The 22,543-nt window shown below is 69.5% G+C and carries 17 protein-coding genes; 3 read left to right on the plus strand and 14 right to left on the minus strand.

Annotated features, from left to right (window positions below; translation table 11 throughout):
* Window positions 1–90: 90 nt before the first annotated feature.
* From G567_RS0121635 to G567_RS34490, 5 genes are all read right to left on the minus strand, one after another.
* Window positions 91–1,293 (minus strand): NAD(P)/FAD-dependent oxidoreductase, encoded by a 1,203-nt coding sequence (locus G567_RS0121635; protein WP_028931620.1) that lies wholly within the window; start codon window positions 1,291–1,293, stop codon window positions 91–93.
* 240 nt (window positions 1,294–1,533) lie between these two features.
* On the minus strand, window positions 1,534–2,991 hold the full coding sequence (ahcY, locus tag G567_RS0121640; protein WP_037057837.1) for an adenosylhomocysteinase: 1,458 nt from the start codon (window positions 2,989–2,991) through the stop codon (window positions 1,534–1,536).
* A gap of 4 nt (window positions 2,992–2,995) precedes the next feature.
* Complete coding sequence (locus tag G567_RS30460; RefSeq protein WP_051233389.1) at window positions 2,996–4,030, minus strand: carbohydrate kinase family protein; 1,035 nt, start codon at window positions 4,028–4,030, stop codon at window positions 2,996–2,998.
* 31 nt (window positions 4,031–4,061) lie between these two features.
* Complete coding sequence (gene metK / locus G567_RS0121650; RefSeq protein ID WP_028931622.1) at window positions 4,062–5,282, minus strand: methionine adenosyltransferase; 1,221 nt, start codon at window positions 5,280–5,282, stop codon at window positions 4,062–4,064.
* 290 nt (window positions 5,283–5,572) lie between these two features.
* Entirely contained in the window at window positions 5,573–5,734 is a 162-nt protein-coding gene (locus tag G567_RS34490) for a hypothetical protein (protein WP_154667171.1), read from the minus strand.
* Between the two features lie 522 nt (window positions 5,735–6,256).
* Here G567_RS34490 and G567_RS0121660 point away from each other — a divergent pair.
* The 3 genes from G567_RS0121660 (at window position 6,257) to G567_RS0121670 (ending at window position 9,081) form a co-directional block, all read left to right on the plus strand.
* On the plus strand, window positions 6,257–7,276 hold the full coding sequence (locus G567_RS0121660; protein ID WP_028931623.1) for a methyltransferase: 1,020 nt from the start codon (window positions 6,257–6,259) through the stop codon (window positions 7,274–7,276).
* A 134-nt stretch (window positions 7,277–7,410) separates the two neighbouring features.
* Window positions 7,411–8,568 carry a thiolase family protein gene (locus G567_RS0121665; protein WP_028931624.1) on the plus strand — a complete coding sequence of 386 codons (1,158 nt, stop codon included), beginning with the start codon at window positions 7,411–7,413 and terminating at the stop codon, window positions 8,566–8,568.
* Window positions 8,569–8,691: 123 nt separating this feature from the next.
* On the plus strand, window positions 8,692–9,081 hold the full coding sequence (locus tag G567_RS0121670; RefSeq protein ID WP_028931625.1) for a hypothetical protein: 390 nt from the start codon (window positions 8,692–8,694) through the stop codon (window positions 9,079–9,081).
* A 112-nt stretch (window positions 9,082–9,193) separates the two neighbouring features.
* On the opposite strand, the gene G567_RS0121675 is transcribed toward G567_RS0121670, so the two are convergent.
* The 9 genes from G567_RS0121675 to pdxS form a co-directional block, all read right to left on the minus strand.
* Entirely contained in the window at window positions 9,194–10,207 is a 1,014-nt protein-coding gene (locus G567_RS0121675) for an alcohol dehydrogenase catalytic domain-containing protein (RefSeq protein ID WP_028931626.1), read from the minus strand.
* A 37-nt stretch (window positions 10,208–10,244) separates the two neighbouring features.
* Complete coding sequence (locus G567_RS0121680) at window positions 10,245–11,108, minus strand: 3-hydroxybutyryl-CoA dehydrogenase (RefSeq protein ID WP_028931627.1); 864 nt, start codon at window positions 11,106–11,108, stop codon at window positions 10,245–10,247.
* 162 nt (window positions 11,109–11,270) lie between these two features.
* Complete coding sequence (locus G567_RS0121685) at window positions 11,271–12,701, minus strand: PucR family transcriptional regulator (protein ID WP_161631739.1); 1,431 nt, start codon at window positions 12,699–12,701, stop codon at window positions 11,271–11,273.
* Window positions 12,698–14,560: a homocysteine S-methyltransferase family protein gene (locus tag G567_RS30465; RefSeq protein ID WP_161631740.1), complete on the minus strand. Its 1,863-nt coding sequence runs from the start codon at window positions 14,558–14,560 to the stop codon at window positions 12,698–12,700. Before G567_RS30465 ends, G567_RS0121685 begins: the two co-directional genes overlap by 4 nt.
* An 80-nt stretch (window positions 14,561–14,640) precedes the next feature.
* Window positions 14,641–15,792, minus strand: coding sequence for a homoserine O-acetyltransferase MetX (gene metX / locus G567_RS0121695; protein ID WP_028931629.1), 1,152 nt, complete (start codon window positions 15,790–15,792; stop codon window positions 14,641–14,643).
* Window positions 15,793–16,198: 406 nt separating this feature from the next.
* On the minus strand, window positions 16,199–19,456 hold the full coding sequence (locus G567_RS30470; protein WP_037057841.1) for an ATP-binding protein: 3,258 nt from the start codon (window positions 19,454–19,456) through the stop codon (window positions 16,199–16,201).
* A gap of 118 nt (window positions 19,457–19,574) precedes the next feature.
* Window positions 19,575–20,096, minus strand: coding sequence for a CoA-binding protein (locus G567_RS0121705; RefSeq protein ID WP_211224012.1), 522 nt, complete (start codon window positions 20,094–20,096; stop codon window positions 19,575–19,577).
* Window positions 20,097–20,133: 37 nt separating this feature from the next.
* Window positions 20,134–21,516 (minus strand): O-acetylhomoserine aminocarboxypropyltransferase/cysteine synthase family protein, encoded by a 1,383-nt coding sequence (locus G567_RS30475; protein ID WP_084796342.1) that lies wholly within the window; start codon window positions 21,514–21,516, stop codon window positions 20,134–20,136.
* Window positions 21,517–21,682: 166 nt separating this feature from the next.
* Window positions 21,683–22,543: pyridoxal 5'-phosphate synthase lyase subunit PdxS (gene pdxS, locus G567_RS0121715; protein ID WP_028931480.1), on the minus strand; the 861-nt coding region annotated here is incomplete at its 5' end.

Below are 22,543 nucleotides of genomic sequence, written 5' to 3' on the forward strand. Positions count from 1 at the left end.
CTACCCTCCCTCTCTTCCACAACGCAACGGCGGGCCCGACCGGGTTGGTCGGGTCCGCCGTGCTGTTGTTCGCCTATGCGGGCGCGCGTCCTACGCGCGGCCCTTGAGCATCAGGTTCCAGTACAGGAACGGCAGGCCGTACCGCTTGAGGTACCACATGTCCGTCCGTTCCTTGACGGTGTTGATCACCGGGATCGACGGCGTCGGCTTCATCGAGTAGTCGAACTCGGCGAGCAGCATCTTGCGCCGCGCGGTGGTCAACGGGCACGAGGCATAGCCGCCGTAGGACGCCGTCAGCGGCCTCCCGGCCATCGCGGCGACCAGGTTCTCCACCACCACCGGCGCCTGCTTGCGGATCGCGGCCCCGGTCTTGGAGTTCGGCGACGAGCCGGCATCACCCAGGGAGAAGACGTTCGGGTACCGGGTGTGCTGCATCGTGTGCTTGTCGATCTCGACATAGCCCGCCGGGTTGTTCGGATCCGCCAGCGGCCCCTTCTTGATCCAGTCCGGGGCACTCTGCGGCGGCACCAGGTGCATGACCGAGTAGGGCAGGGTGTGCGTGGTGTCGTTCTTCTTGTCCGTGACGGTCACCTCGCGGACGTCCGAGCGAACCTCCGTCACCTCGCTCTCGAAATGCACGGTGATGCCGTAGCGGCGGGCCACACCCACCAGCACGTCCGAGAACTCCTTGACCCCGAACATGCCCGGCGTCGGCAGGACCAGGTGGACGTCGATGTTGTGAAGCACGCCCTGCTGCCGCCAGTAGTCCGCGGCGAGGTAGGCGATCTTCTGCGGTGCGCCCGCGCACTTGATCGGGCCGGCCGGCATGCCGAACACGGCGGTGCCCGACTTCGTATTGCGGATGAAGTTCCAGGTCGCCGGGGCGAGCTCGTACAGGTAGTTGCTCGAGACGCCGTCCCGGCCGAGGGTCGGCGACAACCCCTTGATCTTCTCCCAGTCCAGCTGGATACCGGGACACACGACGAGGAAGTCGTAGCCGACGACGCTGCCGTCGTCGAGCGTGACCTCACGGTTGTCCGGATCGATCTCGGCGGCCGCCTGCTGGATCCAGGTCACACCCTTGGGCATGACCGAGGCCTGCGGTCGCGCGCTCTCCTCCACCGGTGCCCGGCCACCACCGACCAGCGTCCACAGCGGCTGGTAGTAGTGCGTAGTAGCCGGGTCGACCACGGCCACGTCCGCCACGTTCTGGCGTACCAACCGGGCGGCAACCGAGATACCCGCGCTACCACCACCCACAATGACGATCTTGTGATGTCTCCGCGCCGCCACTCGGACGCACCTCCTTCATGATGGGACAACAATGTCCGAACATCCAACTTAGAGCCGTGGCGTAGCACACACAAGCCCCGAAAGTGGCACCCTCCGGTAGCCCGGTCGCCCGGAATAAGGACAACTCCCCGTCATCCGGGTGAACGACGACGAAAAAGAATGAGTGCCCCGGCCGGCGTGCGGGGCAGACGCACGCCGGCCGGGGAGGCCATGGCTCCTATCGGTGCCGGTTGGTACCGGTCAGTACCGGTAGTGGTTGACCTTGAACGGGCCCTCCACGTCCACGCCGATGTACTCGGCCTGCTCCTTGCTGAGCTTGGTCAGCTTCACGCCCAGGGCGTCGAGGTGCAGGCGAGCCACCTTCTCGTCCAGAGCCTTGGGCAGCATGTACACCTTGTTCTCGTACTCGTCGTGCTTGGTGTACAGCTCGATCTGCGCGATCGTCTGGTTGGTGAAGGAGTTCGACATGACGAAGCTCGGGTGCCCGGTGGCGTTGCCGAGGTTCATCAGCCGGCCCTCGGACAGCACGATGATCGCGTGCCCCGGCACGTCGCCCTTCGCCGGGAACAGGAACTCGTGGACCTGCGGCTTGATCTCCGTCTTGACGATCCCCGGGTAGCGCTCGAGCCCGGCCATGTCGATCTCGTTGTCGAAGTGGCCGATGTTGCACACGATCGCCTGGTGCTTCATCGCCGCCATGTGGTCGACGGTGATGACGTCCTTGTTACCGGTCGTGGTGACGAAGATGTCCGCCGTCGCGACGAAGTCCTCCATCGTGGCGACCTGGTAGCCGTCCATCGCCGCCTGCAGCGCGCAGATCGGGTCGATCTCGGTGACGATGACCCGCGCACCCTGGCCACGCAGCGACTCGGCCGAGCCCTTGCCGACGTCGCCGTAGCCGCAGACGATCGCGACCTTGCCACCGATGAGCACGTCGGTCGCCCGGTTGAGCCCGTCGACCAGCGAGTGCCGGCAGCCGTACTTGTTGTCGAACTTGCTCTTGGTGACCGAGTCGTTGACGTTGATCGCCGGGAAGAGCAGCTGGCCGGCCTTCTCCATCTCGTAGAGCCGGTGCACGCCGGTGGTGGTCTCCTCGGACACGCCGAGGATGTTCTGCGCGATGGTGGTGAACCGCTTCGGGTCACGCTCCATGCTGCGGCGCAGCACGTCCAGCAGGACGCGGTACTCCTCCGGGTCGTTCTCGTCGGTGGACGGGACGACACCGGCGGTCTCGAACTCGGCGCCCTTGTGCACCATCAACGTGGCGTCGCTGCCGTCGTCGAGGATCAGGTTCGGGCCGGCCGGCTTGCCGTTCTCGTCGGTGAACTGCCAGAGCTGGTCCATGCACCACCAGTAGTCCTCCATCGTCTCGCCCTTCCAGGCGAAGACCGGGGAGCCCTGGGGGTTGTCGGGGGTGCCGTTGGGACCCACCACAACCGCGGCGGCCGCCTCGTCCTGGGTGGAGAAGATGTTGCAGCTCACCCAGCGGACATCGGCGCCCAACTCGACCAGGGTCTCGATCAGGACCGCGGTCTGGATGGTCATGTGCAGGGAGCCGGCGATCCGGGCGCCGCGCAGCGGCTTGCTCTCCGCGTACTCCCGCCGGGTGGCCATCAGCCCGGGCATCTCGTGCTCGGCCATCTCGATCGACTTGCGGCCGTAGCGCGCAAGTCCGAGGTCGGCAACCTTGAAGTCCATACTCCTACTTCTCCTCAGCAGTCGTCATCGCGGCGTCACGCGCGTCCAGCACAGGCAACCACACCGATTCGATCTCGGCGACGGCCTCCTCGCCGTACGCCTCCTTGAACCGGGTGCAGAAGTCGGTCGGGTCGAGTGCGTACTCCTGGGTGCCGACCGTCTCGATCACCAGCGTCGCCAGCACCGCGCCGAACTGTGCGGCGCGCTCCAGGCTGAGCTGCCAGGTGGTGCCGGCCAGGAATCCGGCCCGGAAGGCGTCGCCGACACCGGTCGGCTCCGCGATCGAGCGGGCGATGCCGGCAGGCACCGCGATCGGCTCCTCCCCGGCCCGCTCGATGATCACACCCTTCTCACCCTGCGTGGTGAGCGAGATGCCGACCCGAGCCAGCACGTCCTCCTTCGACCAGCCCGTCTTCTGCTCCAGCACGGACCGCTCGTAGGCGTTCGTGAACAGCAAGGACGCGCCTTCGACGAGGGACCGGATCTGCTCGCCGTCCATCCGCGCCACCTGCTGGGACACGTCGGACGCGAACGGGTAGCCCCTCGACCGGCACTCCTCGGAGTGCCGGATCATCGCCTCCGGGTCGTTCGGGCTGATCAGTACCATTCCCAGACTGCTCGACCCGCCCGGCAGCGCCTCGACGATCGGGGCCAGCTCGATCTCCCTGGCCTCGGTCATCGCACCCGCGTAGAACGAGGCGATCTGGTTCTGGTCGGCATCGGTGGTGCACTGGAACCGCGCGGTGTGCGCGGTCGTGGAGACCCGCACCCCCGAGCAGTCCACACCGTGCCGCTCCAGCCACTGCCGATACTCGGCGAAGTCGCTGCCCACCGCCCCGACCAGCACCGGGGAGAGGCCGAGGCGGCCCATCCCGAAGGCGATGTTCGCGGCGACGCCGCCGCGGCGAATCTCCAGTTCGTCGACGAGAAACGACAACGAGATCTCGTCGAGCCTGCCGTCGACGAACTGCTCACGGAAGCGGCCGGGGAACGCCATCAGGTGGTCGTTGGCGATCGACCCGGTTACCAGAATGCTCACGATTCCTCCGTGCTCGAGCTCGACGACCCGGTCACTGGGAACCCAGGCCCGCGGCCGCGCGCAGGGCGGCGGCCTTGTCCGTGGCCTCCCAGGTGAAGTCCGGGTCGTTGCGGCCGAAGTGGCCGTAGGCGGACGTCTTCGAGTAGATCGGGCGGTGCAGCTTGAGGTGGGCCCGGAACGCCGCGGGGCGCAGGTCGAAGTGCTCGTCGACCAGCTTGCGGATGATGTCCACCGAGATCTTCTCGGTGCCGAAGGTCTCGACGAGGACCGACAGCGGACGGGCGACACCGATCGCGTACGCGACCTGGACCTCGGTCTTGTCGGCCAGCCCGGCGGCCACGATGTTCTTCGCCACGTACCGCGCGGCGTAGGCGGCGGAACGGTCGACCTTCGACGGGTCCTTGCCGGAGAAGGCGCCGCCACCGTGGCGGGCGAAGCCACCGTAGGTGTCGACGATGATCTTGCGTCCGGTCAGGCCTGCGTCACCCACCGGACCACCGATCACGAACCGGCCGGTCGGGTTGACGTAGTACTCCTGCTTGAGCTCCTCGACCGAGTACAGCTCCTTCGGCAGCACCGGGAGCACCACGTGCGACCAGAGGTCCTCGCGGATCTGCTCGGTGCTGACCTCCTCGGCGTGCTGGGTCGAGATCAGCACCTTCTCCACCGAGACCGGCTTGTCGTCCCGGTACCGCACCGTCACCTGGGTCTTGCCGTCGGGGCGGAGGTAGGGGAGCGTCCCGTTCTTACGCACCTCGGTGAGGCGGGCCGAGAGCCGGTGGGCCAGCGCGATCGGCATCGGCATGAGCTCGTCGGTCTCGTTGCACGCGAAGCCGAACATCATGCCCTGGTCGCCGGCGCCCGCGGAGTCGAGCTCGTCCTCGGACAGGGTCTCGCGGCGCTCCTGGGCCATGTCCACGCCCTGCGCGATGTCCGGCGACTGCTTGTCCAGCGCCACCATCACCGCGCAGTGGTTGCCGTCGAAGCCGTACTCGCCCTTGTCGTAGCCGATCTCGCAGACCGTCTTGCGGACGACGTCGGTGAAGTCGATCGTCGCCGCGGTGGTGATCTCGCCGGCGATCACGACGACGCCGGTGGTGCAGAGCGTCTCGCAGGCCACGCGCGAGTTCGGGTCGCCGGCCAGCGCGGCGTCCAGGACCGCGTCCGAGATCGCGTCCGAGATCTTGTCCGGGTGCCCCTCCGTCACCGACTCGGAGGTGAACAGGTGCTCGTTCTCCGCCAACGGGATCATGATGTCTCCTTCTCGAATTGCGCCGGTACAGCCAGAAAGGAACCTAGGCCGCCCGCCCGACCACGGTCCGGTCGGCCCGGGGCCACGCGCGGACCAGCCCGCGCCCAAGCCAGTCCGCGACGGGGCGTCCGTGGTGAGCGGGCAAAACCCGCGTGACGATCGATACCGCCATTCCCAGCGCGGCACCGACCGCTGAAAGCGGATCGAGCTCGTCGCGACAAGTCACGTTTCCGGGTCAATTGAAGATTCGTATCCCGACCCGGACGAGGTTGTCTCCGAGGGATTCCGGATCACAGTGAACTGGACGCCGTGACCTGTTCCGGAAGCGTTCCCGTGCTCCAGTCGGACTTCCACATGCGAGCGACCACCGACCGCAGGTAGTTGACCTCGCGGGTGAGCGAGTCGATGAGCTCGACACTGGAGTCCGAATAGGGTGTCGACGGCACGCTCATGCCGTAGCCACAGCACGGACACCGGGTCTGTCCATACATGTCAGTGTCACTCCTCATGCGTCCGAGTGAGCTGAACGGGTTTCCGCGGGACCGCGGCCCTCGTCGTCGCGCCGCAGTCGATCGCCGCGCTCGGTACAAAGTCTGACGCAGATCACACCCCGTGAGTAGACGCGTTCGGGAACAAATTGAGGCGCGATGGTCTTGTGCCCACGACACAACAGCCCGCCGGACCGGCCGCACCCGCCGGCCGAGCGCCCGGGAAGCCCACAGCGTGCGGCGTTCCGCTGCTTGTGGAGCGAACACAAACGCGGAGATGGGCGATTTGTGTTGCGTACCGACTTCCCCGCGCGGCGGGACTGGTGGACGATGTGATTGGGCGCGCAGCCGCTAACCCGACCCCCGGAAGAGCGCCGAGTCGCCCGCTCTCGCCATCCGCTGCCGGACGGACGAGGACCTGCTCCTAGCGCGCAGATTCTTACATGCTCGTCCCCGACCGCACGAACCCAGAAGTGGAGACTCATAATGACGACAGCTCCCGTCCAGGCCGGACCGGGCTTCGCCTGGCCTGTTGGCTTCAACCGTATTCCGGACGAGCCCTGGGCTCGGCAGAGTGTCGATGAGTTCGGCCTCAACTACGACGATGTCGGTAACCACGGTTGGTACAAGAACCTGGAGCCGACGATCGCCCAGATCCTCGCCGCGCTGGGCGAGGACAAGATCATGGTCGACTTCTCGGCCGGCACCGGAATCCTGGCCAAGCGGCTGCTGTCCAACATCAAGCACCGGGTCGGGATCCTCAACGTCGACGCCTCGGCGAAGTTCCTGCGGGTCGCGGTGGAGAACCTCGCCGACGACGAGCGCGCGGCCTTCCGCCTGATCAAGTACTTGAAGGACGAGAAGCGCCTTCAGCTCATCGACGAGGTCGTCGAGCAGCCGCTGCTCGACGTCGGCGCCGACGTCATCACCGCGACGAACGCGATCCACCTCTACTACGACCTCCCGGAGACCCTGCAGTCCTGGACCCGGATCCTCCGCCCGGGCGGGCTGGTGTTCGTCTGCTCGGCGAACATGCACAACCCCAACGCCCACGCTGGCGACTGGATCATCGACGAGACCGTCGAGAAGGTCAACGAGATCGCCGCCGAGCTGGTCCTGCGGGAGCCGGCCTTCGAGAAGTACCGGGGCGCGCTGGAGGACAGCGCGACGTTCGCGGCGCACAAGAAGCTGCGCGAGAAGGTGTTCGTCCCGGTCCGTGACCTCGACTACTACGTCGAGACCTTCCGCTCCGAGGGCTACGAGGTCATGCACACCTACGACTCGACGATCTTCGCGCAGGTCGAGGAGTGGCTGCAGCTGCTGTTCACCTACCACGACGGCGTGATGAGCTGGGTGGGCGGTTCGCCCAAGGTGGAGGGCACCGAGCCCACCGAGGACGCGCTGCGCGACCGCCGCTTCCTGATCCGCTACAGCCTCGAGAAGCTGTTCTCGAACGTCACCGAGTTCCCGGCGACCTGGACGTACCTCACCGCGCGCCTGAGCTGACCGAACTCCTGCACGATTCGAACCGGGTGCCGGGCCACCGCAGACTCCGCGTGGCCCGGCACACCTGCGAGTGGCCGGCGTAACGGCGGCCGCTCCCCTTGCCTGATCGAACAACTGCTCGGGAGTGTCAGACGATGCGTGACGTGTACGTGGCCGGGATCGGGATGACGAGGTTCGCCAAGCAGCCCGATCGTTCCATCAAGGACCTGCTCGCGGAGGCGGTCACCAGCACGCTGAAGGACGCCGGACGCGGCACCGCAGACGTGCAGGCGGCCTACGTCGGCAACGCGGCCGCGGGCACCATCACCGGCCAGGAGATGGTGCTCGGTCAGGTGGGGTTGCGGCCGCTGGGTATCGGCGGGATTCCCGTCATCAACACCGAGAACGCCTGCGCCTCGGCCTCGACGGCGTTCCACCTGGCCTGGCAGGCCGTGGCCACCGGCGCGCACGACATCGTGCTCGCGGTCGCAGCCGAGAAGCTGACCCACCCGGACAAGGCCCGCTCGTTCGCCGCGATCGGGGGCTCGGTGGACGTCGAGACCGTCCCACCGGACCTGCCCGCGGGCCGGTCCTTCCTGATGGACCTCTACGGTGCCGCCGCGCTGGACTACATGGCCGAGAGTGGCACCACAGCCGAGGACCTGGCCCGCGTCGTGATCAAGAACCAGCACAACGGGGCCCTGAACCCGGTGGCCCAGTACGGCGGGGAGCTGACGATCGAGGAGGTCCTCAACGCCCGCCTGATCGTCGAACCGTTCACGCTGCAGATGTGCTCGCCGATCACCGATGGCGCCGCGGCGGCGCTGCTGGTCAGCCCGGAGTACGCGGCGTCGCCACAGATCCGGGTGCTGGCCTCCGTCGTGCGCTCCGCCCCCGTGGACGGCGCCACCAAGGTCATCAAACTGGCCAGCCAGGCCGCCTACGAGGTCGCCGGTCTCGGCCCGGACGACATCGACTGCATCGAGGTCCACGACGCCGCGGCCTCGGCCGAGCTCATGGCCTACGAGCAGCTCGGGCTCACCGAGCTGGGCGGGGCCAAGGAGATGATCCGTACCGGGCAGACAGACCTGGGCGGGCGGATCCCGGTGAACACCAGCGGCGGTCTGCTGTCCCGCGGGCACCCGATCGGCGCCACCGGGCTGGCTCAGATCGCCGAGGCCGTGCTCCAGCTGCGCGGGACGGCCGACGGCCGCCAGGTGGAGAACGCGCGGATCGCAATGGCCCAGAACGCCGGCGGCTGGCACGGGAACGACAACGTGGCGAGCGTCATCCACCTGTTCGAACGGAGCTGAGCACCACCGGTGGTGCACCGATCCGTCAAGGCGACCCGGCGCAGCGCGCCGGGTCGCCTTCGCACCTGAATGGTCATCCACCCATCCGCCGCCGCCGGCGGCCGCGCCCCAAGGATGTAGCCGATGCTCGACATTCCCGCCCCGGTCGTCGCAAGCGGCGCGCTCGCGAACGGTGCCTCCTGGACGTTGCGCATTGGGGGCACCCGAGCCGAGTGTCACGCCCAGTTCCACCTCCGCCACCTGCAGGGCGGGTTCGCCGAGATCGCCGGACCCATCCCGACCGGCGATCAGCTCACGAGCACGACCTGCGGGTCGACGTTGGGCCGCAGGCTGTTCTTCGCCCTCGGCGGACTTGAGGTCGCCGTCGTCCAGCTGAGCCTCGTCGCGGGACCCCCGTTGGAGCTCGCCCCGCTGCACACCGCGGACGATCTCGGCGTCCGGGCGTTCTTCACCCTGCTGGACGGTCCGCAGACGCTGCTGCACGCCACCGGCCTGCGGCACCCCACCGACTGAGCCCCACCGCCCGAACCGTAGTGAAGCCGCGAGATGTGCGGGGCGCCCACCGCCGGAGCGCCACGTGAGCGGGGGCGCCCCGCCACTCGAGCGGCTCGAGCGCCGCTGGGCACTACGTGAGCGGCTCAAGCGTCGAGGACATCGCCACGACCGGGCGAGGCAGCTCGCCCTTCTGCATCCGGGTGAACGCCTCCGCCACCGCGTCCGGTCCGGCCGCGCCCGCGACGAACCGCTGTGTCGGCAGCTCCCCCGCCAGCAACATGTCCAGGAGCAGGCCGAGGTCTAGGACCGGCAGGGACGACGGAGACGACAGGGACGGCAGGGACGCGCCGTCGCCGCACTCGATCAGCCCCGCCTCCGGCGCTCCGACCAGCACCAGCGTGTGGCTCGGATCGGCAACGAGGAACGGCTGCTCCCAGATCTCCGGACAGCCCACCGCGTTGACGATCAGATCCGCGCCGAACCCGTCGGTGATCTCCATGATGGCGCGGTCCGGGTCGCGCTCCCGCGCGTTGATCACATGGGTCGCCCCGAGCTGCCTGGCCCATCCCAGCTTCAGCGGGTCGACGTCCACCGCGACGACGGCAGCGGCGGGGACCGTCCGGGTCGCGCCCGCGGCCCGATACCGCTCGGCCACCAGTCCGGGACCGCCGACCTGGCCCGCGGTGCCCAGCGATCGCCCGGTCGCCCCAGGCACACCGTCGTCCAGCAGCGCGGCGATCCGGGGGCCGGCCGCGGGCTCGAGAACGCGGCACTGCCCGACGTGCACGAGCACCTTCTCCGCGAAGGCCCCAACCCCCAGCGCGGGGGTGAGCGTGCGCCCGTCCAGCAGCATCGACCGGGTTCGGGGCGGGACCTCGCCGCTGCGGCCGAGGACGACGACGTCGCCGGGTTCGGTGGCATCGACATCCGGGCCGACCGACTCGACGACGCCGGCGGCCTCGTGCCCGAGCAGGATCGGATGCCCGGAGCCGAGGTCCGGGGGCTGCAGGTCCATCCGGCAGATCCCGCAGGCCAGCACCCGCACCACGACCTCGCCGGGTCCTGGGTCCGGAACGAGGATCTCCTCGACCCAGCAAGGCCCGCCGGCAGCCGACCCGACAACCCCGCGGACCAGCTGTGCCATCTATTCGCGCCCCTTCACGCCGGCCTACCCGGCGCCGTCAGCGCGGGTATTCGTGGAACCCGCGTCCGGCCTTCTTGCCCAGCAGCCCGGCGTCGACCATTCGCAGCAGCATGGGCGGCGGCGAGTACAGCGGCTCCTTGAACTCCGCATACATCGACTCCGCAACCGCCATGGTGGTGTCCAGGCCGATGAGGTCGGCGAGCGCCAGCGGACCCATCGGGTGAGCGCAACCGAGCACCATCCCGTTATCGATGTCCTCGGCGGAGGCAAACCCGGACTCGAGCATGCGAATGGCGGAGAGAATGTAGGGGATGAGCAGCGCGTTCACCACGAACCCGGCGCGGTCGGTCGACCGCACGACCGTCTTTCCGAGGCGCTTGGAAACGAATTCCTCGATGAAGCTGCGGGTCTGCTCATCGGTCAGAAGAGAAGGAATCACCTCGACGAGCCGCAGCACCGGCGCCGGGTTGAAGAAGTGCACGCCGAGCACTCGATGCGGCCGTTGCGTCGCCATTGCGAGCTTCATGATCGGAATCGACGAGGTGTTGGAGGCGAGCACCGCATCGGGGTTCTCCAACACCTTGTCGAGGGTGCTGAACACATCGACCTTGAGGGCCTCGTTCTCGGCGATCGCCTCGACGACGAAGTCCCGGTCGGACATGTCGTCCAGATCGGTGGTGAACCTGATCCGAGCGAGCGTTTCCGCGCCCTCGTCGGCCGACAGCTTCCCGGACTTCTGTGCCCGAGCGATCGACTTTTCGATCCGCGCGCGGCCTGCGTCGGCCGCCTGCTTGGTGACCTCGCTGACCTGGACGTCCAAACCTGCCCGGGCGCACACCTCGGCAATTCCGGATCCCATGAGCCCGGCCCCGACGACGCCAACCCTGCTGATCTCGCTCAACTGGCCCTCCTCCTTTCCGATCCCGCGACATCATCGTCGCCGAGTCGGTGCCGAGCCGATAGTCACTACCGTCGACAAATTGCCGGCACACCCCTTTGTGTTCTCACCACAAGAACCGAATCCGGGCAGCGCGGAGTAGCCGAAGCGGCGATCGCCTTCGGATCAGCCGCGCCGGAGCGGGGTCCCGAGCGGCTGGCCGTCGGCCCGCTGCGAGTCGATGATCTTGACCGCCACATGCGCGGCGAGCCGGTCGTCCGGGTTGGCCAGGTTGAGCGGGGTCAGCTGCTCGATCCGCTGGAGTCGGTAAGAGATGGTGTTGGCATGCACCCCCAACTGGCGGGCCGCCTGTTTGAGGCTGGCGTGCTGGTTGAGGAAGACCGACAGGGTACGCACCAGATCGGTCTTGTGCGTGGCGTCGTACCGCAGCACAACGCCGAGCACCTCGTCGGCGAACTGACCCAGCTGGCGCAGGTCCCCGATCTGGAGCAGGAGCCGATAGATACCCAGCTCGTCGTACCTGACCACCTGGCCGGCTCGCCCGATTCGGATCCCGATGTCGGCGGCGTACTCGGCTTGGCGCATTCGCCGAGGCGCGAGCTCGGGCCGCCGGGTCGGCTCGCTGATCCCGCAGGTCACCTTCGCTCCCGGGGCGCGCTCGGACAGCGTGGCGGCGAGCTTGCGCAGGGCCTCGGTCTCGCGGCCGCGGCCCTGCCCACCGGCCTCGGCCTCCTCCGGGAGAACCATGACCGCCTCGGCACCCCGAACGGTCATGGCGGCGCCGGGGACCGCCTCGGGGATCGCCGCGGCGAGCTCGCCGAGCAGCCGCTGTATCTCCGGCGAGGCGACGAAGACACCGACTCCCTCGGTGCCGTCGGTATCCGTCCGGATCACCCCGACCCGGAACGGCTGTCCCTCGGCAAGACCCAGCGAGGTGAGCTTGCGACTCGCGTCCTCCCGGTCGAGGAAGTGCCCGGAGATCAGCGCGTCGACGATGGCGCCCTGGTAACGTCTGCCCAGATCGATGGTGGTCTGTTCCTTGGCCAGCGTGAGCGCGAACAGCGTCGCGGCCTGGCTCACGACCAGCAGATCGGTGTCGTCGGTCTCGCCGCCGGCGGCGTCCTCGAGAAGGAGCAGGTAGCCGAGCTTCTGCTGGCCGATCGCGATCGGCGTGGCCAGGCAGCCGTGCGGCAGCACCGAGTCCGGCACCGCGGGGACCCGCAGCGGCCGATTCTCGGCGGCCAGCGCGCCGAGCAGCCGCCGGATGCTCGGATCGTCCGGGTTCCAGGTCGCCGCGGCGATGTCGCCGCCGCCACCGCTGCAGTAGGCGCGCAGCTCGAACGAGGCGTCGAGCAGCACCACCGTCTTCGCCAGCAGGCCCGCGCACACCTGGGCCAGCTCGTGCGCATTCGCCCCCTGCAGCGCGGCATCGGCGATCTCGTCGCACAGCGCTATGACGCGCCGGTAGACCGAGTTCTGCCGGGACAGCCCGCTGATCACATCGGGGTACATCTGCACGTCGTCGATCAGGGGCGTCTCCTCCTCAGCCTCCACCCGGTACCGGGTTCTGCCATGCCGCACGTTCGATGCCCTCATCGCGCCGCTCCCATCCGGCTCAGCTGGCTGACCAGCCCGACGACGCGCGAGTCGGCATGGCTCGGCCCGTGCACCAGGATCCCGGCCGCGTGCCCGGCCAGCTTCTCCGCCGCCTCGAAGGCCAGGTCGATACTCTCGACCGGGTCGCGCTCCCGCAGCCGCGGCAGCAGCGCCGAGGGAACCGCGGCGTTGGCGTTCTCGTGGGTCCGGCGCGCGATCGTGGCGACGTCGCCGAACGGGGCGATGGCAGCGATCACCGGCACGTCCACCCCTCGTTCGCGCAGCTCGCTGATGGCGTTCAGCGCCTCGTCGACGTCGTAGATCACCTCGGTGACGAAGAAGTGCGCGCCGGCGCGCACCTTCTCGACCGCGCGGTCCAGCTCCCACCGCTTGTCCACCGCCGCGGTCCGCAGCGACGCACCGATGACGAACCGGGTACGGACGGAGGTCGAGACACCGCGCCAGTCGACGCCGTCGTTGAGCGCCGACAACGCGCCGATCAGCCGAACCGAGTCGACGTCCCACAGCGAGCCCGGGTCCGGGTAGTCTCCGACGACCCGCGGTGCACCGGTCCGGCAGAGCAGCATCCGCAGCCCGAGCGCATGCGCACCGAGCAGATCCGCCTGCAGCGCCGAGAGGCTCCGGCCCGCGGTCTCGATCTGCAGGATGACGTCGGCCTCCACCCGCTCGCGCAGCAGCACCGCCGCCGCCAGCGGGTTGACCCGGGTGGCCGGCGGGTCGGGGTCGATGACCGCCAGCAGCCGGGCACCGGCCCGGATCAGCTCCTTGCCCTGCGTCACGAACTGCGCGACCTGCTCGCCGTGGGGCGCGCTGGTGCCGCTGAGCACCACGAACTCGCCGGGGAACCGCCAGGCCACCCGGGGTGGCTCGGGATCCGCGACCGGCGCGGCGACGCGCAGCGATGCCCGGTCGGTGACCTGCTCCCGGGCCTGGCGCAGCGGCGCCAGCCCAGCGACGGACTTCACCATCGCCCGGGTGTGCGCGGGTGTCGTCCCGCAGCAGCCGCCGACGACGGTCGCCCCCTTCGCGACGAGCTGCGCCGCCGCCTCGGCGAAGTAGTCGACGTTGTGCGCGTAGCGCAGTGCCCGCCCCAGCCGGCGGGGGGTGCCGGCGTTGGGTTGCACCGACACCGGCAGGGACGTGGCCGCGGCGAGCTCGGCGACGACCTCCTGCAGCACCGCGGGCCCGACCGTGCAGTTCGCGCCGATGGCGGCGAGATCATACTCGGAGAGCACGGCAGCGACCTCGGCCGGTTCCTCCCCGCGCAGGGTGCGCCCGTCGTCGCCGAAGGTCAGCTGCGCGATGACCGGGACGTCGCATTCGTCGAGCGCCACCTGCACGCCCTGGACCAGCGACTCGATCTCGCCGAACGTCTCCAGGATGATCAGATCCACCCAGTCGGCGAGCGCCGCGATCTGCTCCCGCAGGATCGACGCGCGTTCGGCGTCGGGAATGCGGGTCACCAGCGCGGCGCTCATCGCGGGCCCGACGCTTCCGGCGATCTTCACCCAGGGGGCGTCCTCGGCCGCCTCCCGCGCCAGCCGCGCACCGGCGATATTGATCTCGGTGACGCGGTCCGCCAGCCCGGCCGAGGCCAGCCGCAGCCGGTTGGCGTCGAACGTATTGGTCTGCAGGATGCGGGCGCCCGCGCCGACATAGGCGGCATGCAGGTCGCGGACCAGCTTCGGGCGTCCGACGTTGAGCTCGGACAGCGACTGGTCGAGCGGGATGCCCGCGGCGTGCAGCATCGTCCCGACGGCCCCGTCGGCGACGACCACCTCACCGGCGGGGAACACCGTCAGACCCGAGCGCCCGGACGCTCCCTGTCGATCGCTCATCAGCCGTACACCACCCTGTGCCCAACGAATCCCATCCCGGCGATGGGCAAATCGCACCACCTCCATCTTGCCCTGCAGGTTCAGTCTCCTTCGAGCAACTCCTTCAGCAGCGCGTTCACCTGGGCGGTCTCGATGAGGAAACCGTCGTGCCCGTACGGGGAGTTGATGACGCGCACCTCGTCGCTGCCCGGGATCCCCGCGGCCAGCTCGGCCTGCTGAGCCAGCGGATAGAGCCGATCGGAATCGACGCCCGCGACGATCGTCCTGGCTCGCACCCCGCGCAGCGCCGCCGCCACCCCACCGCGATCCCGCCCGACATCGTGCGCGTTCATCATCCGGGTGAGAGTGACGTAGGAGCCCGCGTCGAACCGCCAGATCAGCTTCTGCGCCTGGTGGTCCAGGTAGGACTCCACCGCATAGCGGCCGCCCCGCCACGGATGCTCGCCGACCTGGTGCTGGCGGCCGAACCGGGTACCCAGCTCCGCCGCGCTGCGGTAGCTCAGATGTGCGATCCGCCGCGCCGTTCCCAGACCCGTATGCGGCCCGCGACCGGGCGGGGCGTGGTGGTAGTCCCCGTCCCGCCAGTAGGGGTCGCCCTCGATCGCGGCGAGCTGCGGTGCGCACCAGGCGATCTGGTCCGCGCTCGACGCCGCCGGGCTCGCCAGCAGGAACAGCCCGTCGACCCGGTCGGGCTCGCTGACCGCCCACTCCAGCGCCCGCATTCCGCCCATCGACCCGCCGATGACCCCGGCCCAGCGGTCGATGCCGAGCCGGTCGGCGAGCACGGCCTCGGCGGCCACCGAGTCCCGCACCGTGAGGACCGGGAACCTGCTCCCCCAGGCCCGGCCGTCGCCGGCGGGGGAACTGGGGCCGGTGCTTCCCTGACATCCCCCGAGCACGTTCGGGGCCACCACGAACCAACGCTCGGGGTCCAGCGCGCGCCCCGGGCCGATCAGCCCGTCCCACCAGCCGGGCGTGGGGTGTCCCGGCGCGACGCCGCCCGCGACATGGCTGTCGCCGGTCAGCGCGTGCAGCACCAGCACCGCGTTGCTGCGGTCGGGCGCCAGCTGCCCCCACGTCTCGTAGGCGAGCTGGACGCTGGGCAGCACACCGCCAGCCTCGAGCGGGAAGGGCCCGGGAATCGAGATCCACTGCCTGCGGCCGACCGGGTCCCCGATCCGCCACGCGCCGCTCGCCGGGGGAGCGAGCAGCCGGTGCCGCGTCCCGCCCATCGGGCCCGCGAAGAACAACTCCGTGTTCGAGCTGGCTGCGAACAGCCAGGCGTCCATGTTCTCCGAGTCGTCGACGGAGCTCACGTCAATGCTCATCGCTCTGGTCCCTGTGACTCGGCAGCCTGCACAGCAGCAGAGGCACCATCGGTCGTCGAGATCACCGTCGGGGTTCCCGCGCCGCGGGCGGGAACCCGGCATAGCTGGTGCGGCATGGACACCTCCTTGCGAGCGGCCACCCATCGGTGCGCGACCGCTCGAATGTCTGTACGGACAATCGTAACATGACCTGTGTCACAAGCGAACGTTTCGACCTATCGAGTGACTGCGCGAGACGCCTCTTTACGGGGGTCTACCTGGGAATCAGCTGCCGTCAAATGACTGAATGTCCGTCAGTCCTCGCGCTCCTTCACGACAGTTGCGGGACAACCGCCGCGGGCCCGACACAGCTCCATGAGGCGGCAAGCCGGGGTCCGGCCGCGCCGGGGCTGTCGCGGCGCTGCCCGCCGGCCCCCGCCCGGCATCGTCGCGCATCGTGCGGCTGTCCGGCTGCCGCGAACAGTTCGCCCGCTGTCTGCAGCAGCCGCTCGGCCCGGTCCGGTTTCCCGATCGCGGCGGCGAGCGACGCCTCCGCCTCCGCGATCGCCGCGTGCCAGGCCCCCCCGAGCCAGATCGGCTGCGCGATGTCCTTGGCCAGCTCCAGGTAGTGCTCGGCGCGGTCGAGCCGCTCGGAGCGGACGCAGGCCACCGCCGCCGGGACCGCGAAGGTCACCGTACACATCCGGCAGATCTCGGCCGGGCCGGTGATCGCGGACTCCGCCTCGTCGACGATGTGTATCGCGGTCTTCGGCTCGGTGGCAGCATTGATCATCGTGCCGTAGATGCGGGGCAGCAGATGCCGTCCGAGCAGCGTTGAATGGCGGGCCAGCTCCAGCGCCTGGGCCAGCAGCTCGCGGGCCTCGGCCACCCGTCCACCGAGCAGGACCGCCTCGGCGCGGCGCTGCAGTGCCAGCGACTGACCGGCCGAGGAGCCGACCCGCCGGTGCAGCTCGGCCCCCTCCCGAAGATGCTCCTCGGCGGCGTCGAGATCGCCGGTCAACAGCTTGGCCTCGCCGAGGATCACGGTCGCGAACGCCTCGCCGCGCCCGGCGCCGCTGCGCTTGGCGGTCTCCCGCAACCGGACGGCGAAGTCGATGAGCTCGTCGTAGGGCCGATCGCCGTAGAGATAATGCTCGACGACGCAGAGGTGACCGTCGTGCACGCTCGCCGCGAGCTGCGGAAGCTTGCTGGTGTCCAGCAAATCGAGCTCGATCTGGTGCTGCCACTCCCCCCTGCTGTGCGCGACCAGTGCGCGCAACGTCGCCGCGCTCGTCAGCTCCGCCGCCAGACCCTCGTCGATGGCGATCCGCCGGGCCTCCTCGGCGCACCGTTCGGCCACCCGCAGATCGCCGCGGGCGGACGCGGCGAAGCCGCGGGCGACGAGCAGGTCGACCCGCTCGGCCGGGGTGGCCGCGACCAGCCCGTCCAGCGCGCGGTTCGCGGTGGTCACATCACCGAGCACGACCGCGGCCCTGGCCTGCCGGATGCGCAGCCGCCTTCGCCGCTTTCCCCTGGCCGCCTCGATCGCGTCGGTGAACGCGGCCAGCGAGGTTCGTTCGCCCGCCGCGAACAGGCAGTTGGCCCGCAGCTCCAGCAGGGACGGGCGGCGCGGAGCATGTTCGAGCGCCCGCTCGACGAAGGCCCTGGCCTCGGCCACCGCTCCGGCCGCGGCCGCGTCCAGCGCCGCCCGCTCCAGCCACGGCACCGCCTCGGCACCCGCCTCGGCACCGAGCAGATGATGCGCGATCCGCCCGGGCGCCGCGCCGGCTCTGGCCAGCGCCTCGGCGGCGCATCGGTGGGTGGCCCTGCGCCGGTGGGCGGGCAGCGAGGCGAGCAGCGTCTCGCGCAGGATGGCGTTGCGGAACCGGTACCCGCCGGGGGTCTCGATCACGACGCCGATCTGCAGGGCGGCGTCGAGCAGGTCGAACAGCTCCGTCTGGTTCAGCCCGGCGAAGGCGGCCAGCTCGTCGGCGGAGAACCGGACCCCGGCGACGGCGACGCGCTGCAGCGCCGAGCGCAGCGCGGGCTCCAGCTCGCCCAGCCGGGTCTCGACGATCTCCCGCAGCCGGCGCGGAAGCGACAGCGAACCGTCGGGACCGATCGCCGAGGCGAGTTCCTCGGTGAAGAACGGATTGCCCTCGGCCATCTGGTACACAGCGGACATCGTCGCGGCCGGGAGCTCGGTGCCGGACACGGTCCGGACGATCGACGCGGAGTCGGCCGGGGTGAGCGGCGCCAGCTCGATCTCCGTCGCCCCCTCGCCCGCCAGCAGGTTCGCGCACAGCTTCGACCCCGTCGCCGAGAGCATGTCGCGCTGGTAGGCGAGCACGATCAGCATCCGCCCGTACCGCGCCGCCCTGGCGACGTAGTGCACGAGCTGGATGGTCGCCTCGTCCACCAGGTGGAGGTCGTCGATCCAGAACACGACGCCGCGCTCGGTGGCGGCGGCGGCCAGCAACTGGCTCGCCGCGAGCAGGATCGGCTGCCGACCACGCACCTCGGCCCCCGACGGTGACGGCGCGCCGCGGCCGAACAACCGGGCCAGCCCGTCCCTTGCCGGCTCGGACAGCGCCTCGACCAGGTCCGGCCGCTCACGCAGCACCCGGTCGAACGCCTCGACGATCGGCGCCCACGGGGCCGCTCCGTCGATCTGGCTGGGGCTGCCGCGCAGTGTCGTCCAGCCGAGCCGGCCCGCCTTACCGAGCAGCGACTCGCAGAACCGCGTCTTGCCGATCCCGATGTCGCCGGTCACGAGCAGGGTGCCGCCTCGACCGGCGCCGGCCTGTTCGAGTACCCGCCGCGCCCGCGCCAGCTCGAGATCTCGACCGACCATCGGCGGCGGCGCATACCGCACCGGCGCGAGGACAGGGGTGGCGTCGACCAGCTCGCGCCACAGCGCGAGCGACTCGCGGTCGGGACGCAGTCCCAGCTCCGACAGCGACGCGCGCAGCTGCTGCCACTGCCGGAGGGCGGCATGGCGGCGGTCCTGGCGCAGGAGGTCGCGGATGATCTCCCGGTGCGCCTGCTCGTCCCCCGGCTCGTGGCGGACCACGTCCTCCCAGCGGTTCGCTCGGCGCAGCAGGTCCAGGTAGCGATGCCGCAGCCGCTCCCGGGTCTCGGCGGCCCATTCCGCGTAGGGGTCCTCCGGCAGCAGCCCGGCGCCGTAGTGCTCCGCGGCCTGCGCGCACCGCTGCGGGTCGCCGGAGGTGATCGCGCGACGCGCCTGCAGGTCGAAGACCTCCACGTCGGTGGACAGGCTCGCCGCGGGCCACAGATGCACCCAGCCGCCGCGCAGCACCACGGCCTCCTTGGAGCCCAGTGCCTTGCGCGCATACGACGCCGCCTTGTGCAGGTTGGCGAGCGCGGCGTCGGGCTCCAGGTGGTCCCACAGCACCTCGACGACCTCTTCGCGATGCCTGCGGTGCTGCGGCGCGAGGGCGAGCAGCTTGACCAGCTCGGCCGCCCTGCGGTTCTCGGTGAGCTCGCCGGCCCAGCAGCCGTCGACCGTCACACGGAAATCACCGAGCAGGCCGACGTGCACCTCCGGCGTCCGGACTTCCCTGTCCATGATCTCCGACCTCCGCCGTTGGAAGTTTGCCTCAGCGCGATCGAATCCTGTTCCCCGCCGAATGTCGATGTCGCCGGCGTCCGGTCGGCCCGGACGCCGGCGACTCCTGCCCGCTTGCTCAGTCCCTGGGCAGCGGCATCGCGAGCCGGCTGGTCACGATGCCGGTGTTCAGCCCGATCGTCCGCAGGCCGCCGAAGAAGCGCGCGTGTTCGATCTTGCAGCACCGGTCCATGACCACCGGCTTCCCGGCGGCGCGGAACAGCTCCGCGGCCTCCTCGTTGATGACGCCCAGCTGGCACCACAGCACCTTCGCGTCGACCTCGAGCGCCTGCTTGGCGATCTCGAGCACCTCGTGCGAGGGGCGGAAGATGTCGACGATCTCGATCGGCCTCGGGTGCTTGGCCGCCGCGTCGATCAGGTCGGCATACACCGGCCGCCCCAGGATCTCCTTGCCGGCCTGGCTCGGGTTGATCGGGACGATGTCGTAGCCGTTCGCGGCCAGGTAGATGGCCGCGAACGAGCTGGCGTTGAAGTAGTTGGAACTCAGCCCGATCATGGCGATCGTCCGGTTCGACATCAGGATCTGATACCGGTCCGACGGCGACATGCCCAGGTTGTTACGTTCTCCGACTGCGGTCACGTCCGGGTCTCCAATCGGTTCGAGGGGTTCGGGACGGTCATCCGTGGAACGGCGCGCCGTAGGCCTTCGACATGATCGAGTGCCCCAGGCCGTTCTGCGCGTTGCCGTCTCTGGGCATCGCGGCCAGCTCGCCCGGCCGCTGCGCCGCGGCCAGCGCCTGGTCCAGATCCCAGATGATGTCGTCCACGTCCTCGATGCCGATGGAGACCCGGATCATCTCCGGCCCGATCCCGGCCGCCCGCAGGTCGTCGTCGGACAGCTGCTGGTGAGTCGTGGACGCAGGGTGGATGACCAGCGACTTGGCGTCACCGACGTTGGCCAGGTGGCTGAACAGCTGGACGGACTCGATGAACTTCCGGCCGGCCTCGCGGCCGCCCTTGATCCCGAAGGTGAAGATCGAGCCCGCGCCCTTGGGCAGGTACTTCTTCGACAGATCGTGGTACGGGTTGTTCTTCAGCCCCGGGAAGTTGACGTACTCCACGTCCGGGTGCTGCTCGAGGAACTCCGCCACGGTCTGCGCGTTCTGCACGTGCCGATCCATGCGCACGTGCAACGTCTCCAGGCCCTGAAGCATCAGCCACGCCACCTGGGGCGCCATCATCGGGCCGTAGTCGCGCAGCATCTCCGCGCGGCACTTCAACAGCCAGCTGAAGTCACCGAAGTACTCGAAGAACTTCAGGTTGTTGTAGCCCTTGGCCGGCTCGGTCATCCCCGGGAACTTCCCGTTGTCCCAGGGGAAGCGACCGGCGTCGACGATCACGCCACCGAGCGCGGTGCCGTGGCCGCAGATGAACTTGGTGGCCGAGTGCAGGACGATGTCCGCACCCCACTCCAGCGGGTTGCACAGGTAGGGCGAGGCAAAGGTGTTGTCGATGATGAGCGGCACCCCGACCTCGTGGGCCAGATCGGCGAGCGGCTCGATGTCGACGAGGTCGATCGTCGGGTTGCCCATCACCTCTGCGTAGAAGGCCTTCGTGTTCGGGGTGACCGCGGCCTTCCACTGCTGCAGGTCCGAAGCGTCGACGAACCGGGCGTTGATCCCGACCTTGCGGAAGGTCACGTCGAACTGCTGGAAGCTCCCGCCGTATAGGGTGCGGGAGGAGACGAACTCGTCACCCGCTTCCATGAGCGTGAACAATGCGAGGTGCTGGCCCGCCTGGCCGGAGGCGGTGGCGACGGCCCCGATGCCCTTCTCCAGCGCCGCGACCCGCTCCTCGAACACCGCCGTCGTCGGGTTCATGATCCGGCTGTAGACGTTGCCGAACCGCTGCAGGGAGAAAAGGTTCGCGGCGTGGTTGGTGTCCTCGAACACGTAGGCGCCGGTCTGGTAGAGCGGCACCGTCCTACTGCCGGTCACCGGATCGGGACGCTGGCCGGCGTGCACCGCCAGCGTGTCCATACCGTACTGCCTGTCTTCCATCGGATACCTCCCAGGGGCGCCGATCCGGCTGCCGGCGGGCTGTGAACCGCCCGGCGGAGCGGCAATCGGGTCGCCGCCGCCCTACGTCGCAGGGATCATCTACCTGGACCGGAGACTACGGGTGGAACCTTCTTGAAACCTCCGTCGTGGCCGCACGCAGAGCGTTCTACCAGCCGCGATCGGCGTAGCGCTGCTCGGTCGGCAGATCCGGGATGTTGATCCCCACCATCGCCTCCCCCAACCCCCGCGACACCTTCGCCAACACATCCGGATCGTCGTAGAACGTGGTGGCCTTCACGATCGCCGCCGCCCGCTGCGCCGGATCCCCCGACTTGAAGATGCCCGACCCCACGAACACCCCCTCCGCACCCAACTGCATCATCATCGCCGCATCCGCCGGCGTCGCGATCCCCCCCGCGGTGAACAACACCACCGGCAACCGCCCCGCCCGGGCCACCTCGGCCACCAACTCCACCGGCGCGGCCCACGCCTTGGCCGCCCCGAACAACTCCGCCCCGTCCAACCCGCCCAACCGGCGAATCTCCCCCCGGATCGCCCGCATGTGCCGGGTCGCCTCCACGATGTTCCCGGTCCCGGCCTCCCCCTTCGACCGGACCATCGCCGCCCCCTCGGCGATCCGCCGCAACGCCTCCCCCAGATTCGTCGCCCCACACACGAACGGCACCGTGAACGCCCACTTGTCGATGTGATGCGCCTCGTCCGCCGGGGTCAACACCTCCGACTCATCCACGTAATCCACCCCGAGCGCCTGCAGCACCTGCGCCTCGACGAAATGCCCGATCCGCGCCTTGGCCATCACCGGGATCGACACCGCCTCCACGATCCCGGCGATCATGTCCGGATCACTCATCCGGGCCACCCCACCCTGCGCCCGGATATCCGCCGGCACCCGCTCCAAGGCCATCACCGCGACCGCCCCGGCATCCTCGGCGATCTTCGCCTGCTCCGGAGTGACCACATCCATGATCACCCCACCCTTGAGCATCTCGGCCATACCGCGCTTGAC

The sequence above is a fragment of the Pseudonocardia asaccharolytica DSM 44247 = NBRC 16224 genome (assembly GCF_000423625.1).
GTDB classification, from domain to species: Bacteria; Actinomycetota; Actinomycetes; order Mycobacteriales; family Pseudonocardiaceae; genus Pseudonocardia; species Pseudonocardia asaccharolytica.

Excerpts from the sequence above, each read along its gene's own strand:
- G567_RS0121660 (WP_028931623.1), top strand. The coding sequence starts at position 6,257 with ATGACGACAGCTCCCGTCCAGGCCGGACCGGGCTTCGCCTGGCCTGTT.
- G567_RS30465 (WP_161631740.1), bottom strand. The coding sequence starts at position 14,560 with ATGAGCGATCGACAGGGAGCGTCCGGGCGCTCGGGTCTGACGGTGTTC.
- G567_RS0121675 (WP_028931626.1), bottom strand. The coding sequence starts at position 10,207 with ATGGCACAGCTGGTCCGCGGGGTTGTCGGGTCGGCTGCCGGCGGGCCT.
- metX (WP_028931629.1), bottom strand. The coding sequence starts at position 15,792 with ATGGGCGGGACGCGGCACCGGCTGCTCGCTCCCCCGGCGAGCGGCGCG.
- G567_RS0121685 (WP_161631739.1), bottom strand. The coding sequence starts at position 12,701 with ATGAGGGCATCGAACGTGCGGCATGGCAGAACCCGGTACCGGGTGGAG.
- G567_RS0121665 (WP_028931624.1), top strand. The coding sequence starts at position 7,411 with ATGCGTGACGTGTACGTGGCCGGGATCGGGATGACGAGGTTCGCCAAG.
- G567_RS0121670 (WP_028931625.1), top strand. The coding sequence starts at position 8,692 with ATGCTCGACATTCCCGCCCCGGTCGTCGCAAGCGGCGCGCTCGCGAAC.
- metK (WP_028931622.1), bottom strand. The coding sequence starts at position 5,282 with ATGATCCCGTTGGCGGAGAACGAGCACCTGTTCACCTCCGAGTCGGTG.
- ahcY (WP_037057837.1), bottom strand. The coding sequence starts at position 2,991 with ATGGACTTCAAGGTTGCCGACCTCGGACTTGCGCGCTACGGCCGCAAG.
- G567_RS30475 (WP_084796342.1), bottom strand. The coding sequence starts at position 21,516 with ATGGAAGACAGGCAGTACGGTATGGACACGCTGGCGGTGCACGCCGGC.
- G567_RS34490 (WP_154667171.1), bottom strand. The coding sequence starts at position 5,734 with ATGAGCGTGCCGTCGACACCCTATTCGGACTCCAGTGTCGAGCTCATC.
- G567_RS30470 (WP_037057841.1), bottom strand. The coding sequence starts at position 19,456 with ATGGACAGGGAAGTCCGGACGCCGGAGGTGCACGTCGGCCTGCTCGGT.